Genomic DNA, 13,332 nt, shown 5'->3' with positions numbered 1-13,332 from the left:
TTTCCCTGCATAAAGCTGGTCAAGTGCGTTGCCCGTCGCTAGAATTGCGCACTTTTTGATCAGAGGCGCACCAAGCGCCCGTCCGCTGCCCTGCCCTTCACGGCGGCGGCGTCATTCAATACCGAGGTTAGACATGTCCACCACTCCCGCGACGGCCAATCCCAAGGTCGGCTTTGTTTCACTGGGCTGCCCGAAGGCGCTTGTAGACTCCGAGCGCATCCTGACGCAACTGCGTATGGAAGGCTATGACGTGGTGTCCACTTATCAGGACGCCGACGTGGTGGTGGTCAACACCTGCGGTTTCATCGACTCCGCCAAAGCCGAGTCCCTGGAAGTGATCGGCGAGGCCATCAAGGAAAACGGCAAGGTCATCGTGACCGGCTGCATGGGCGTGGAAGAAGGCAACATCCGCGACGTACACCCAAGCGTGCTGGCCGTGACCGGTCCGCAGCAGTACGAGCAGGTGGTCAACGCCGTGCACGAAGTGGTGCCACCGCGCCAGGACCACAACCCGCTGATCGACCTGGTGCCACCACAGGGCATCAAGCTGACCCCGCGCCACTATGCGTACCTGAAGATTTCCGAAGGCTGCAACCACAGCTGCAGCTTCTGCATCATCCCGTCGATGCGCGGCAAGCTGGTCAGTCGCCCGGTGGGTGACGTACTCGACGAAGCCCAGCGCCTGGTCAAGTCCGGCGTGAAAGAGCTGCTGGTCATCTCCCAGGACACCAGCGCCTACGGCGTCGACGTGAAATACCGCACCGGTTTCTGGAACGGCGCGCCGGTGAAAACCCGCATGACCGAACTGTGTGAAGCCTTGAGCAGCCTGGGCGTGTGGGTGCGCCTGCACTACGTTTATCCGTACCCGCATGTGGATGAGCTGATTCCGTTGATGGCCGCCGGCAAGATCCTGCCGTACCTGGACATCCCGTTCCAGCACGCCAGCCCGAAAGTGCTCAAGGCGATGAAACGCCCGGCCTTCGAAGACAAGACCCTGGCGCGCATCAAGAACTGGCGCGAGATCTGCCCGGATCTGATCATCCGTTCTACCTTCATCGTCGGCTTCCCTGGCGAAACCGAAGAAGACTTCCAATACCTGCTGGACTGGCTGACCGAAGCGCAGCTGGACCGCGTGGGTTGCTTCCAGTACTCGCCGGTCGAAGGCGCCCCCGCCAATTTGCTGGACCTGGCCGTGGTGCCGGACGACGTCAAGCAAGACCGTTGGGAGCGTTTCATGGCGCACCAGCAGGCCATCAGCTCGGCGCGCCTGCAACTGCGCATCGGCAAAGAGATCGAAGTGCTGATCGACGAAGTCGACGAGCAAGGCGCGGTCGGCCGTTGCTTCTTCGACGCACCGGAGATCGACGGCAACGTGTTTATCGACGACGCCAGCGGTTTGAAGCCAGGCGACAAGGTCTGGTGCACCGTGACTGACGCCGACGAATACGACCTGTGGGCTGAAAAGCGCGACTGATCGGCAACACCTTGAAAAGCCCTGCATCTGATCAAGATGTGGGGCTTTTTTAGGTCTATCGTTTGCCCATCGCCAATCATCGGCAGGGGCAGCGAGCATGCGTCGGCATTCGGTCATCCACACACCTAAAACCAGCGATTATCAAAAATTGACTGAGATCTGGGAGTCCTCGGTGCGGGCCACCCATGATTTTTTACCGGACAACTACATCGAGCACCTGAGACACCTGGTGCTGACTCATTATCTGGATACGGTGATGCTGATTTGCACCAAGGACACGCACCAGCGCATCACCGGGTTTGCCGGAGTGGCCGCCGGCAAGGTCGAGATGCTGTTTATCGACCCGCAACACCGAGGCCAGGGCCTTGGCCAGCAGTTACTGCGTTATGCGATCGAGCATATGAACGCCGATGAGCTGGAAGTGAACGAGCAGAACCCCCAAGCATTGGGCTTTTACCTCAAGCAGGGGTTCGAAGTGGTCGGACGTACGGAGCATGATGGCCTGGGGCAGCCGTACCCGTTGCTGCATATGCGTTTGCGCCAACAGCAAATCAGTAATGGCTGACAAAATACCGAACACCTGTGGGCGCTGGCTTGCCTGCGATGGCATCGCCTCGGTACACCTGATACACCGAGTCGCCTGCATCGCAGGCAAGCCAGCTCCCACAAAAAGCATATGCGCCGAAATAGGTCCGGGATTAACCGGCGCCAGGCAGGTACAATAGCTGCCCCCTTTTGTTACGGCCCTTGTCATGACTGACCCCATACGCCTCTCCAAACGCCTGATCGAACTGGTCGGTTGCTCCCGTCGGGAGGCTGAGCTGTTTATTGAAGGCGGCTGGGTCTCGGTGGACGGCGAAGTCATCGACGAACCGCAGTTCAAGGTCACCACCCAAAAGGTCGAACTCGACCCCGAGGCCAAGGCCACCGCGCCGGAGCCGGTGACCATCCTGCTGCACGCCCCGGCTGGCGTGGATGCCGAAACGGCCATGGCGTCGATCAGCGCCGACACACTCTCGGATGAACACCGCTTCGGCAAGCGCCCGCTCAAGGGCCACTTCCTGCGCCTGACCGCCAGCGCCGACCTGCAAGCCAAGGCCAGCGGCCTGCTGGTGTTTACCCAGGACTGGAAGATTCTGCGCAAGCTGACCGCCGATGCCGCCAAGATCGAGCAGGAATACGTGGTGGAGGTCGAAGGCGACATGGTTGCCCACGGCCTCAACCGTCTGAATCACGGCCTGACGTATAAAGGCAAGGAACTGCCGGCGGTCAAAGCCAGCTGGCAGAACGAAAACCGCCTGCGCTTTGCGATGAAAAACCCGCAGCCGGGGGTGATTGCCCTGTTTTGCGAAGCGGTTGGCCTGAAAGTCATCGCCATCCGCCGCATCCGCATTGGCGGTGTGTCCATCGGCAAGGTGCCGGTTGGCCAATGGCGTTACCTGTCCGGCAAAGAGAAGTTCTAAGCCGCCCCCTTTTTCTCGACGCTGCCTGATTTCGGCGGCGTCCTCAGTTGATACCAGGATTGCCCACCATGATTCACAACGACGTACTGCGCAGCGTGCGCTACATGCTCGACATCAGCGACAACAAGATGGTCGAGATCATCAAGCTCGGCGGCATGGACGTGACCAAGGAAGACCTGCTGACCTACCTCAAGAAGGACGAGGAAGAAGGCTTCGTGTTCTGCCCGGACCAAGTCATGGCCCACTTCCTTGATGGCCTGGTGATCTTCAAGCGTGGCAAGGATGAAAGCCGTCCACCGCAGCCTATCGAAACCCCGGTGACCAACAACATCATCCTCAAGAAACTGCGCGTGGCCTTCGAACTGAAGGAAGACGACATGCACGCGATCCTCAAGGCTGCCGAGTTCCCGGTGTCCAAGCCCGAACTGAGCGCGCTGTTCCGCAAGTTCGGCCACACCAACTACCGCCCGTGCGGCGACCAGTTGCTGCGTAACTTCCTCAAGGGCCTGACGCTACGGGTTCGTACCTGAGCCATGGGCTACAACGTCTCCCCCGTCGGCTTTGTGCGCTCCTGCTTCAAGGAGAAGTTCGCCATTCCGCGCCAACCGCAACTGGCGCCTGCCGCCCGTGGTGTGTTGGAGCTGGTGGCGCCGTTTGACGGCGGTGAGGCAGTGCAAGGCCTGGAGCAGGTTAGCCATGTATGGCTGTTGTTCCTGTTTCATCAGGCCTTGGAAGACAAGCCGCGCCTGAAAGTGCGCCCACCGCGCCTGGGCGGCAACACGTCGATGGGTGTGTTTGCCACCCGTGCGACCCACCGGCCCAATGGCATCGGCCAATCGGTGGTGAAGCTGGACAAGGTGGAGCCAGGGCGGCTGTGGATATCCGGGATCGATTTGCTCGATGGCACGCCAGTGCTGGATATCAAGCCGTATGTGCCGTATGCGGACATCATCGACACTGCAACCAATGACATAGCCAGTGGTGCACCCGCACTGATTCCCGTGCAGTGGCTGAAGACCGCGCTGCATCAAGCACAAGACCATGCCCAGCGGCTGGATGAGCCGTTAGTGGCATTGATTGAGCAGTGTCTGGCGCAAGATCCCCGCCCGGCGTACCAGACGCCCGGGCCTGAACGTGAGTATGGTGCGCAGTTCTGGGATGTGGATGTGCGTTGGCACTATCCCGAGGCTGGGGTGATTTGTGTGCTGGAAGTGCTTCCAGCTGAATAAACGCCGCAAACAACTGTGGGAGCTGGCTTGCCTGCGATAGCAACGCCTCGGTTCAACTGAATGACCGCAGCGTCTGCATCGCAGGCAAGCCAGCTCCCACATTTTTTGTATCGATGTTTACTTCTCTACGAACGCACGCTCGATCAGGTAGTCACCCGGCTCACGCATGCGCGGCGAAACCTTCAGGCCGAAGCTGTTCAGCACTTCGCTGGTTTCATCCAACATGCTTGGGCTGCCGCACAGCATGGCGCGGTCGTCCTCGGGGTTGATCGGTGGCAGGCCGATGTCGCTGAACAGCTTACCGCTGCGCATCAAGTCGGTCAGGCGGCCTTCGTTTTCGAACGGCTCGCGGGTCACGGTTGGGTAGTAGATCAACTTGTCACGCAGGGCCTCGCCGAAGAACTCGTTCTGCGGCAAGTGCTCGGTGATGAATTCGCGGTAGGCGACTTCATTGACGTAACGCACGCCGTGGCACAGGATCACTTTTTCGAAACGCTCGTAGGTTTCCGGGTCCTGGATCACGCTCATGAACGGTGCCAGGCCAGTGCCGGTGCTGAGCAGGTACAGGTGTTTGCCCGGCTTCAAATCGTCAAGCACCAGGGTGCCTGTCGGTTTTTTGCTGATAATGATCTCGTCACCTTCCTTCAAATGCTGCAATTGGGAAGTCAGCGGACCATCGGGCACTTTGATGCTGAAAAACTCCAGATGCTCTTCCCAGTTCGGGCTGGCAATGGAGTAAGCGCGCATGAGCGGGCGGCCGTTGGGCTGTTGCAGGCCGATCATCACGAACTGACCGTTCTCGAAGCGCAAGCCCGGATCGCGGGTGCACTTGAAGCTGAACAGAGTGTCGTTCCAGTGATGAACACTGAGGACACGCTCGTGGTTCATGTTGCTCATGTACGGGGGACTCCTGGAAATGGGTCTGCGCCAAATGTAGTTGCGCAATTGCACAGCATTCTAATGGCGGCGACAATATCTGTTAACTGGATTATTAAGATAAGGGTTATCGGTTATATCGATATGCGATTTACTCTCCGTCAACTGCAAGTCTTCGTCGCCGTCGCCCAGCAGGAAAGCGTCTCCCGCGCTGCTGGCCTTCTGGCCCTATCTCAATCCGCCGCCAGCACCTCGATCACCGAGCTGGAGCGTCAATCCAGCTGCCAATTATTCGACCGCGCCGGCAAACGCCTGAGCCTCAACGCCCTCGGCCACCAGCTGCTGCCCCAGGCCGTGGCGCTGTTGGACCAGGCCAAGGAGATCGAGGACCTGCTCAACGGCAAGTCCGGCTTCGGCTCCCTGGCGGTCGGCGCCACCCTGACCATCGGCAATTACCTCGCCACGCTGTTGATCGGCAGCTTTATGCAGCAACACCCCGAGAGCCAGGTGAAACTGCACGTGCAGAATACTGCGCATATCGTGCACCAGGTGGCGCACTACGAAATTGACCTGGGTCTAATCGAAGGCGACTGCAGCCACCCGGATATCGAGGTGCAAACCTGGGTAGAAGATGAGCTGGTGGTGTTCTGCGCACCACAGCATCACTTGGCCAAGCGCGGTGTGGCGACCATGGAAGAGTTGACCCATGAAGCCTGGATCTTGCGCGAACAAGGCTCGGGCACGCGCCTGACGTTTGACCAAGCCATGCGCCATCATCGCAGCGCGCTGAATATCCGCCTGGAGCTGGAACATACCGAGGCGATCAAGCGAGCAGTGGAATCCGGGTTGGGAATTGGCTGTATCTCCCGACTGGCACTGAGGGATGCGTTCCGCCGTGGCAGCCTGGTGCCAGTTGAAACACCGGACCTGGACCTGGCCCGGCAATTCTACTTCATCTGGCATAAGCAGAAATACCAGACCTCCGCCATGCGCGAGTTCCTGGAACTGTGCCGCGCTTTCACCGCCGGGGTTCAGCGCAGCGACGAGATCGTGCTGCCAAACATTGCCTGATCCTTAGATCAGGATCACGGCCCACACCAGGGTGATCATGGTCAGCGCTACAAACTGCGCGGCGCTGCCCATGTCCTTGGCGTTTTTCGACAAGGGATGACGGTCGAGGGAGATCCGGTCAATGGCGGCCTCCACCGCCGAGTTGAGCAACTCGACGATCAGCGCCAGCAAGCACACGGCGATCAGCAAGGCGCGTTCAACCCGGCTGACATGCAGGAAAAAGCTCAACGGAATCAGGATGACGTTCAGCAACACCAACTGACGGAAAGCCGCCTCGCCAGTGAAAGCCGCGCGCAGGCCATCCAGGGAGTAGCCCCCTGCGTTGAAGATACGTTTGATACCGGTTTGACCCTTGAAAGGCGACATAGATGTAGGCAACTGAACCAAAGAAGTGGGGAAACTAGATCACGCAAAGTCAAAAAAGCGTGAATCGGATACATCTTAATGCTGTGAAATTGACTCAAGTTGTTGCAAGAGCAACGCCGCCTGGGTGCGCGTGCGCACGCCCAGCTTGCGGAAGATTGCGGTTACGTGGGCCTTGATGGTCGCTTCCGACACACTCAGCTCGTAGGCAATCTGCTTGTTCAACAAACCTTCGCAGACCATGGTCAACACCCGGAACTGCTGGGGCGTCAGGCTGGCCAAGCCGTCACGGGCGGCCTTGGCTTCGTCGGAGACGTTGATCTCTTCAAACGCTTGTGGCGGCCAGGATACATCGCCATCCAGCACCTTGCGTACAGCTTCCTGGATCTGCGCCATGGCACTGGACTTGGGAATAAAGCCGCTGGCACCGAACTCCTTGGAGCGCACCACCACGTCAGCTTCTTCCTGGGCGGACACCATGACCACCGGGATCTGCGGGTATTGCCCGCGCAGCAATACCAAACCAGAAAAGCCGTAGGCGCCGGGCATGTTCAGGTCGAGCAGCACCAGGTCCCAGTCCGATTTTTCGGTGAGACGGGCCTCCAGTTCGGCAATGCTGGCCACTTCGACCAGTCGGACATCGGGGCCAAGGCCCAGGGTTACGGCCTGATGCAGCGCACTGCGAAACAGCGGATGGTCATCGGCTATCAGGATTTCGTATGTGGCCATTGATTAAATGATCCTGTTTTTTATGGGAGCCCTGATGGGTTCAGGGTTCGCCAATTCACATGGCGGCGGCCAGGCAGCCATCGCCACAGGGCAGGTCCGGCGTCAAAGTCACTTGAAACAACGCCGGAAATTCACGGTTGCGCCCCAATCGGCGCCCAGCATGCCCAGCGTAGCCTGGAGGGTCAAGCAGTACGCCCATGGGCATTTTAGCGGGTTGACCGGCTTCGGTGCCATCATGCAAACGTCGTCTGGTTATACCGTCGGAATATAGGGTGCCAAGCGCGTATGGACAGGGTCCGCCAGGTCCAAAGGCATCTGGAACTTGGCCGCTAGGTAATGCGTACTGAATACATCAAGGTAGGCATCCAGCACTTCGCAGGCCGATTGATCGTCAGCCAATTCCAGGCACAGCGCCGCGACTTCGGCAGTGCAGAAGTGGTCATCGCGCTTGGAGCGACGCAGTTTGTAGCGCGACAGTTGCTCCGGCGCCAGACTCAACACCGGCAAATGCTCCAGGTAGGGGCTTTTGCGAAACATCTTGCGCGCCTCACTCCAGGTGCCGTCCAGCAAGATGAAGAGTGGGCGCTTGCCCGCCTCCAACTTGACCTCGCTGACGACCCGTTCAGGCGCGACGAACTCGCCGGGAAAGACGATATACGGTTGCCATTGCGGATCAGCCAGCAACGTCAGCAACTGGGGGTCGACTTCGGTACGAGACCAGGCGAACGCCGTGGTGTCGTCGATCACATCGGCTATCAGCCAACCGGTGTTACTGGGTTTCATCGGCTCGACATCGTGCATCAGCAGACACATCGCGGACTTGGCCTGCACCTGTGGCCGCCAGGCGCACAGGCAATACTCGGGAATCACCCGACAGCCTGGGCACCGCTCGGCACGGGAACCACGATTGAGAAAGGGCCTGACGGCGCGTGCCAGACGTTCAGTACGCAGGCGGGAGACGGCGTGACTCATGGGATAGGGTAAATCGACACAGGAAAACTCGGTGAAGGCTTAAGTGGCGGCAGTTTACCAGCGATACGCCTGGCTGTAGTGGCAACGGCTCACCTATAATTGCGCGCCACTGAACGCACAGCGTAGTGGCTGGTCTATGCACCAGTAACCGAATCAGGAGAGTTTCATGCTGCGTTCCATGCTGCGTCTTGTCGCCCCATCCGTCGCCCTTGCGTTGGTCTTGCCCGCTGGCGCCCACGCGGCCTCGCTGCTGGAGGCCCAAATGAACAGGAAGCTGCAAAGCGTCGCGGCCGAAAGCAATAAGGACCTGCCTCGGGAAATCGATGAAAAAACCCTGGAAGTGGCCTACACCGTTGAAGGCATGCAACTGATTGATCACCTCAGTGTGCAAGCAGACCGGGCGCAACAAATGCGCGACAACCCCAAAGCCGTGTATTTCCAGCTAGGCCAAAGCGTATGCCTTAACCAGGGTTATCGTGAACTGATGGCCAAGGGCGCGGTGATGCGCTACGAAATCACCGAGAACAAGACCAACCGCCCTGTGGCGTCAGTCAAGTTCGTAGAAGCCGATTGCCCTGCACCGGCTGCGGCCAAAAAGAAAAAGTAACCTTTGCTGCTCCCCGCGCGCCGCTGTCCAGTGGTGCGCACTTCCCCCACTTCAGTTCCTGCCAGCCACTAAACTCCCTGCTGAATGACCAATAAGCGGTTGCCAGCCAAGGGTTTTTCGGCCCATGATCAAGCCATCCCCTCATTTCGCTCACAGCAGTTCCCCCTGCTGTTCTGTAACATTTTCAGGGCAAAAGAGGCCTGCCCTCCTGCGGCATGCAACGACACATGCAGTGTCGTGGCCCCCGACGATGCGCTCGTCGACTACCCAGGCCCTGTAAAAAAGGAGAAGTTGAATGCCTTACGAATCGAATGATCGCCTGATCCGACATTTTGAAGAACACGGGACTGACCTCACGCAGCAGGTCGATGCGCAGCTCCAGACAATCGCCCCCAACAGCCCGAATATCCCTCTCTATCGCGACATGATCCTTACCGTCTTGCGCATGGCTCAAGACGACCGCAATCGCTGGAATGCCAAAATCACCTTGCAAGCGATCCGCGAGCTGGATAATGCCTTTCGCGTGCTGGAACAGTTCAAGGATCGACGCAAAGTGACAGTGTTCGGTTCGGCACGCACGCCCGTCGAAAGCCCGCTGTATGCCTTGGCCCGGGAAGTCGGTGCGATGCTGGCCCAGTCGGACCTGATGGTGATCACCGGCGGCGGTGGCGGCATCATGGCGGCCGCGCATGAAGGCGCAGGCCTGGAACACAGCCTCGGTTTCAACATCACATTGCCATTTGAACAGCACGCCAATCCGACCATCGATGGCACCGATAATCTGTTGTCATTCCACTTCTTCTTCACCCGCAAGCTGTTCTTCGTCAAGGAAGCAGATGCGTTGGTGCTATGCCCAGGTGGTTTTGGCACGTTGGACGAGGCGCTGGAAGTACTGACGCTGATCCAGACAGGCAAGAGCCCACTGGTACCGGTGGTGCTGCTGGACGCGCCAGGTGGCGGGTTCTGGCAAGGTGGCCTGGATTTTATCCGCAATCAGCTGGAAGCCAATCGTTACATCCTGCCCACCGATCTCAAGTTGGTGCGCCTGGTGTACAGCGCTGAAGAAGCAGTGGAAGAGATCAATCGGTTTTATGCCAACTTCCATTCCACGCGCTGGTTGAAGCGCGAGTTTGTGCTGCGCATGAATCATCCGCTGAGTGATCGTGCATTGGCCCACTTGCAGAGCGAGTTTGCCAGCCTGCGTCTGAGTGGCGAATTCCAGCAGTTGGCCTACACGGGCGAGGAACAGGACGAGCCGAGGTTCAGCCATTTGACCCGGCTGGTGTTCAACTTCAATGGGCGGGATCAAGGCCGGTTGCGGGAGCTGGTGGACTACATCAACTTGCCGGAAAACTGGGCGCAGGCCCAGGGTAAGACACAGCAACGGGTGGCGCCGGAGCCGGCTTGAATTTTAAGCAAAAAAAAAGGCCCACTATTTTCATAGTGGGCCTTTTTAGTGAGCGGGTGTAGCAATTGGGGCTACTGCGTAAGCCAAGGTAATACCAGTCACTTAAACGGCGGGTGTAGAACGCATCATCTGTAGTGAGCGGGCTTGTCCCGCGCTGGGGGGCGAAGCCGCCCAAATCCAGGCACCTCGGTTTTTCTGAAACACAGCGACGCCTTTGTTGGGGCGGCTGCGCCACCCAGCGCGGGACAAGCCCGCTCACTACAACAGCGGTTCAGTCTTCCAGGTCACGGCCACTTAACAAGCGGCTGATCATTTCCATAGAAAACCCGCGATAACTCAGGAAGCGCCCCTGCTTCGCACGCTCCTTGGCATCAATCGGCAAATGTCCGGAGAACTTACGTCGCCAAGTCTCTTCCAACTGCGCCTGCCAACTGATGCCACACTCACGCAAGGCGAGATCAATATCAGCGCGTTGCAGGCCGCGCTGGCTCAACTCTTCGCGAATTCGCGCAGGGCCATAACCGGAACGGGCTCGGTAGGAAACAAAACTTTCGAGGTAGCGGGATTCGGAAAGCAGCCCCTCTTCCGTCAAACGATCGAGGGCTGTTTCGATCATTTCGGGCTCTGCGCCGCGCTGACGCAGCTTACGCGTCAGCTCGACTCGACCATGCTCGCGGCGAGCGAGCAGGTCCATCGCAGTGCGCCGAACGGCGACGAGTGTATCCAGTACAACAGTCATCGTTTGCTTCAGATGTCAGTGTCGGCTTCTTCCATCTCGTCAACCGGCTCACGGTTGGCGGCAGCTTTCACGTCCGGCGCTGCGGTCAGCAGCTTGTCACGGATCTGCTTCTCAAGGGTGGCGGCGATATCCGGGTTATCCGCCAGGAACTTGGCCGAGTTGGCCTTGCCCTGGCCGATCTTGCTGCCGTTGTAGGCATACCAGGCACCGGACTTCTCGACGAAGCCATGCAGCACGCCCAGGTCGATCATCTCGCCGTTCAGGTAGATACCCTTGCCGTAGAGAATCTGGAATTCAGCCTGACGGAACGGCGGAGCCACCTTGTTCTTCACGACTTTAACACGGGTTTCGCTACCGACAACCTCGTCACCTTCCTTCACCGCGCCAGTACGACGGATATCCAGACGAACCGAAGCGTAGAACTTCAGCGCGTTACCACCAGTGGTGGTTTCCGGGCTACCGAACATCACGCCGATCTTCATCCGGATCTGGTTGATGAAGATCACCAGGCAGTTCGCGTTCTTGATGTTACCAGTGATTTTACGCAGCGCCTGAGACATCAGGCGGGCTTGCAGGCCCACGTGCATGTCGCCCATTTCGCCTTCGATTTCAGCCTTGGGTACCAGGGCTGCCACGGAGTCGACCACGATCACGTCGATGGCGTTGGAGCGCACCAGCATGTCGGTGATTTCCAGGGCTTGCTCACCGGTGTCCGGTTGGGAAACCAGCAGGTCGTCTACGTTGACGCCCAGCTTGCCAGCGTATTCAGGGTCCAGGGCGTGCTCGGCATCGACGAACGCGCAGGTCGCGCCCATTTTTTGCGCCTGGGCGATCACCGACAGCGTCAGGGTAGTTTTACCGGAAGATTCAGGACCGTAGATCTCAACGATACGGCCTTTTGGCAGGCCACCAATGCCGAGCGCGATGTCCAGACCCAGAGAGCCAGTGGAAATAGCCGGGATCGCCTGACGGTCATGATCGCCCATACGCATTACGGCACCCTTGCCGAATTGACGTTCGATCTGACCCAGGGCCGCAGCCAAGGCTTTCTTCTTGTTGTCGTCCATTAAAGTCCTCACGTAATCAATAAGGCCTGACGGCCAACACCTGTATAAGTAGACAGTATTGTTCCACAAAGATCCGAGATCGCCTACCCCTGATTTTCTATTTCTGCTGCAGCTCGTCGCATCAAGCCCTCCAGCGCGGCCTTTACCGTTTGTCGGCGGACCTCATCCCGGTTACCGGTGAAGTGCTCCAGCTCAGCCGTGACCTCGTCACCCACGCCAAACGCCAGCCATACGGTGCCCACCGGTTTGTCCGGCGACCCGCCATCCGGCCCCGCCACCCCGCTGACCGCCACGGCAAAGCGCGCCAGGCTTTTTTCCTGTGCGCCACGGACCATCGCCGCCACCACTTCCTGACTGACGGCACCTACTTTGCGGAACAGGTCTTCCGGCACATTCAACTGCCGGGTCTTCTGTCGATTGGAATAGGTGACATACCCCGCCTCGAACCAGGCCGAACTGCCCGGTATGCGCGTGATGGCTTCGGCAATACCGCCACCGGTGCAGGACTCGGCGGTGGTGACGTGAGCATTGAGCACTTGCAAGCGACGGCCCAGTTCAGCAGCCAGTTGAGTGATTTCCTTCACGGTCGTCTCCAGGAATGGGCGGGGGGGTTCGCCTACCCTACAGGAGCGTATCGGCCATGCAAGTTACAGCGTGCATCAACAGGTTACTGCGCGACGGTGTGTACAACCGCCATCAGCAGGCACGCATGACGGTTAAGTCACGCATAACACTGACTTCGCCCGGGCCCACAACCGCAAACGGTCCTCCATACCATTGAGTCCACCGTTGATACGCCGGGTTATGGTGGTGAACTGACCTTGGTCGGCCAGCTCGTTCAAGCCATTGCTCTGCCAGAACCAGGCGGCGGAATCACACGCCCACTGCGGCTGTTCCAGCAGTTCGGGTTGTTGCAGCAGACGATCGTCGCCGAACAGTGCCTGGCTGCAAGCCAGATAGTTACGTCGACCGCTAATCTGGATCAGCCCCCGGCCGCGATACTTCTGGCCATCGCCATCCGCCTCGGGCGTGTTGCCCAGGCGGGCAGCCAAGGTGCCAGTGTCGTACTTGCTCAGGTATTGCTCGCTGCCCAGTTCGCGTACGTAGCGCAGTTGGCCGGATTCGTGGCCGACTTGGGCGAGAAACGCCGCGATGCGCTTGGAGGTAGTGATCTGATGACGCTCCATAGCGGCGTTTAAAGCCGATATAAAAACGCCGGCTCGTAAGCCGGCGTTGGTCATGATCGCCTGAAGCTGTGACGTTTGCATAAAGACTCACTCCTTGAGACGAAGTACCGAGTATTCGACCACGCCTGAAAGGGGCATCAACCGCTC

General features: G+C 58.8%; 16 protein-coding genes. 8 read left to right on the top strand and 8 right to left on the bottom strand.

Annotation, left to right across the window (positions count from 1 at the left end):
• The first annotated feature begins 133 nt into the window (after nucleotides 1-133).
• The 5 genes from rimO (at nucleotide 134) to tsaA (ending at nucleotide 4,166) form a co-directional block, all read left to right on the top strand.
• On the top strand, nucleotides 134-1,474 hold the full coding sequence (gene rimO / locus AC07V4_RS15070; protein ID WP_492637088.1) for a 30S ribosomal protein S12 methylthiotransferase RimO: 1,341 nt from the start codon (nucleotides 134-136) through the stop codon (nucleotides 1,472-1,474).
• A 97-nt stretch (nucleotides 1,475-1,571) separates the two neighbouring features.
• The gene (locus tag AC07V4_RS15065) at nucleotides 1,572-2,039 is read left to right on the top strand and encodes a GNAT family N-acetyltransferase (protein ID WP_492637089.1); all 468 of its coding nucleotides are present in this window, start codon (nucleotides 1,572-1,574) and stop codon (nucleotides 2,037-2,039) included.
• Nucleotides 2,040-2,226: 187 nt separating this feature from the next.
• On the top strand, nucleotides 2,227-2,937 hold the full coding sequence (locus AC07V4_RS15060; protein WP_492637090.1) for an rRNA pseudouridine synthase: 711 nt from the start codon (nucleotides 2,227-2,229) through the stop codon (nucleotides 2,935-2,937).
• 68 nt (nucleotides 2,938-3,005) lie between these two features.
• The gene (locus AC07V4_RS15055) at nucleotides 3,006-3,467 is read left to right on the top strand and encodes a YehS family protein (RefSeq protein ID WP_492637091.1); all 462 of its coding nucleotides are present in this window, start codon (nucleotides 3,006-3,008) and stop codon (nucleotides 3,465-3,467) included.
• 3 nt (nucleotides 3,468-3,470) lie between these two features.
• A complete protein-coding gene (gene tsaA / locus AC07V4_RS15050) occupies nucleotides 3,471-4,166 on the top strand; it encodes a tRNA (N6-threonylcarbamoyladenosine(37)-N6)-methyltransferase TrmO (RefSeq protein WP_492637092.1) in 696 nt (231 codons plus the stop codon).
• A gap of 117 nt (nucleotides 4,167-4,283) precedes the next feature.
• Here tsaA and fpr read toward each other — a convergent pair whose 3' ends face one another.
• Nucleotides 4,284-5,063 carry a ferredoxin-NADP reductase gene (fpr, locus tag AC07V4_RS15045; RefSeq protein WP_003189055.1) on the bottom strand — a complete coding sequence of 260 codons (780 nt, stop codon included), beginning with the start codon at nucleotides 5,061-5,063 and terminating at the stop codon, nucleotides 4,284-4,286.
• 123 nt (nucleotides 5,064-5,186) lie between these two features.
• Here fpr and AC07V4_RS15040 point away from each other — a divergent pair, with 123 nt between their 5' ends.
• Nucleotides 5,187-6,113, top strand: a complete 927-nt coding sequence (locus AC07V4_RS15040) for a LysR family transcriptional regulator (RefSeq protein ID WP_431749230.1) — start codon at nucleotides 5,187-5,189, stop codon at nucleotides 6,111-6,113.
• A gap of 3 nt (nucleotides 6,114-6,116) precedes the next feature.
• Here AC07V4_RS15040 and AC07V4_RS15035 read toward each other — a convergent pair whose 3' ends face one another.
• The 3 genes from AC07V4_RS15035 to AC07V4_RS15025 form a co-directional block, all read right to left on the bottom strand.
• A complete protein-coding gene (locus AC07V4_RS15035; RefSeq protein WP_017137081.1) occupies nucleotides 6,117-6,479 on the bottom strand; it encodes a diacylglycerol kinase in 363 nt (120 codons plus the stop codon).
• A 75-nt stretch (nucleotides 6,480-6,554) separates the two neighbouring features.
• A complete protein-coding gene (gene erdR, locus AC07V4_RS15030; RefSeq protein WP_431749229.1) occupies nucleotides 6,555-7,205 on the bottom strand; it encodes a response regulator transcription factor ErdR in 651 nt (216 codons plus the stop codon).
• Nucleotides 7,206-7,457: 252 nt separating this feature from the next.
• A complete protein-coding gene (locus tag AC07V4_RS15025; protein ID WP_492637093.1) occupies nucleotides 7,458-8,177 on the bottom strand; it encodes a tRNA-uridine aminocarboxypropyltransferase in 720 nt (239 codons plus the stop codon).
• Between the two features lie 166 nt (nucleotides 8,178-8,343).
• Between AC07V4_RS15025 and AC07V4_RS15020 the strand changes: the two genes are divergently transcribed.
• Together AC07V4_RS15020 and AC07V4_RS15015 are read left to right on the top strand one after the other, a co-directional pair.
• Nucleotides 8,344-8,784 (top strand): PA3611 family quorum-sensing-regulated virulence factor, encoded by a 441-nt coding sequence (locus AC07V4_RS15020; RefSeq protein WP_492637094.1) that lies wholly within the window; start codon nucleotides 8,344-8,346, stop codon nucleotides 8,782-8,784.
• 295 nt (nucleotides 8,785-9,079) lie between these two features.
• Complete coding sequence (locus AC07V4_RS15015) at nucleotides 9,080-10,192, top strand: LOG family protein (RefSeq protein ID WP_492637095.1); 1,113 nt, start codon at nucleotides 9,080-9,082, stop codon at nucleotides 10,190-10,192.
• 271 nt (nucleotides 10,193-10,463) lie between these two features.
• Here AC07V4_RS15015 and recX read toward each other — a convergent pair whose 3' ends face one another.
• The 4 genes from recX to AC07V4_RS14995 form a co-directional block, all read right to left on the bottom strand.
• Nucleotides 10,464-10,931 (bottom strand): recombination regulator RecX, encoded by a 468-nt coding sequence (recX, locus tag AC07V4_RS15010; protein ID WP_431749603.1) that lies wholly within the window; start codon nucleotides 10,929-10,931, stop codon nucleotides 10,464-10,466.
• Between the two features lie 8 nt (nucleotides 10,932-10,939).
• On the bottom strand, nucleotides 10,940-11,998 hold the full coding sequence (gene recA / locus AC07V4_RS15005) for a recombinase RecA (protein ID WP_123714828.1): 1,059 nt from the start codon (nucleotides 11,996-11,998) through the stop codon (nucleotides 10,940-10,942).
• 83 nt (nucleotides 11,999-12,081) lie between these two features.
• Nucleotides 12,082-12,582 carry a CinA family protein gene (locus tag AC07V4_RS15000; RefSeq protein WP_492637096.1) on the bottom strand — a complete coding sequence of 167 codons (501 nt, stop codon included), beginning with the start codon at nucleotides 12,580-12,582 and terminating at the stop codon, nucleotides 12,082-12,084.
• A 132-nt stretch (nucleotides 12,583-12,714) separates the two neighbouring features.
• Nucleotides 12,715-13,266: a glycoside hydrolase family 19 protein gene (locus tag AC07V4_RS14995; protein ID WP_492637097.1), complete on the bottom strand. Its 552-nt coding sequence runs from the start codon at nucleotides 13,264-13,266 to the stop codon at nucleotides 12,715-12,717.
• Between the last annotated feature and the right edge of the window lie 66 nt (nucleotides 13,267-13,332).

It is taken from the genome of Pseudomonas sp. GW821-FHT03A09, from assembly GCF_059421065.1.
This window is presented reverse-complemented; position numbering and strand designations above follow the sequence as displayed.

Excerpts from the sequence above, each read along its gene's own strand:
- rimO (WP_492637088.1), top strand. The coding sequence starts at position 134 with ATGTCCACCACTCCCGCGACGGCCAATCCCAAGGTCGGCTTTGTTTCA.
- AC07V4_RS15065 (WP_492637089.1), top strand. The coding sequence starts at position 1,572 with ATGCGTCGGCATTCGGTCATCCACACACCTAAAACCAGCGATTATCAA.
- AC07V4_RS15060 (WP_492637090.1), top strand. The coding sequence starts at position 2,227 with ATGACTGACCCCATACGCCTCTCCAAACGCCTGATCGAACTGGTCGGT.
- AC07V4_RS15055 (WP_492637091.1), top strand. The coding sequence starts at position 3,006 with ATGATTCACAACGACGTACTGCGCAGCGTGCGCTACATGCTCGACATC.
- tsaA (WP_492637092.1), top strand. The coding sequence starts at position 3,471 with ATGGGCTACAACGTCTCCCCCGTCGGCTTTGTGCGCTCCTGCTTCAAG.
- fpr (WP_003189055.1), bottom strand. The coding sequence starts at position 5,063 with ATGAGCAACATGAACCACGAGCGTGTCCTCAGTGTTCATCACTGGAAC.
- AC07V4_RS15040 (WP_431749230.1), top strand. The coding sequence starts at position 5,187 with ATGCGATTTACTCTCCGTCAACTGCAAGTCTTCGTCGCCGTCGCCCAG.
- AC07V4_RS15035 (WP_017137081.1), bottom strand. The coding sequence starts at position 6,479 with ATGTCGCCTTTCAAGGGTCAAACCGGTATCAAACGTATCTTCAACGCA.
- erdR (WP_431749229.1), bottom strand. The coding sequence starts at position 7,205 with ATGGCCACATACGAAATCCTGATAGCCGATGACCATCCGCTGTTTCGC.
- AC07V4_RS15025 (WP_492637093.1), bottom strand. The coding sequence starts at position 8,177 with ATGAGTCACGCCGTCTCCCGCCTGCGTACTGAACGTCTGGCACGCGCC.
- AC07V4_RS15020 (WP_492637094.1), top strand. The coding sequence starts at position 8,344 with ATGCTGCGTTCCATGCTGCGTCTTGTCGCCCCATCCGTCGCCCTTGCG.
- AC07V4_RS15015 (WP_492637095.1), top strand. The coding sequence starts at position 9,080 with ATGCCTTACGAATCGAATGATCGCCTGATCCGACATTTTGAAGAACAC.
- recX (WP_431749603.1), bottom strand. The coding sequence starts at position 10,931 with ATGACTGTTGTACTGGATACACTCGTCGCCGTTCGGCGCACTGCGATG.
- recA (WP_123714828.1), bottom strand. The coding sequence starts at position 11,998 with ATGGACGACAACAAGAAGAAAGCCTTGGCTGCGGCCCTGGGTCAGATC.
- AC07V4_RS14995 (WP_492637097.1), bottom strand. The coding sequence starts at position 13,266 with ATGCAAACGTCACAGCTTCAGGCGATCATGACCAACGCCGGCTTACGA.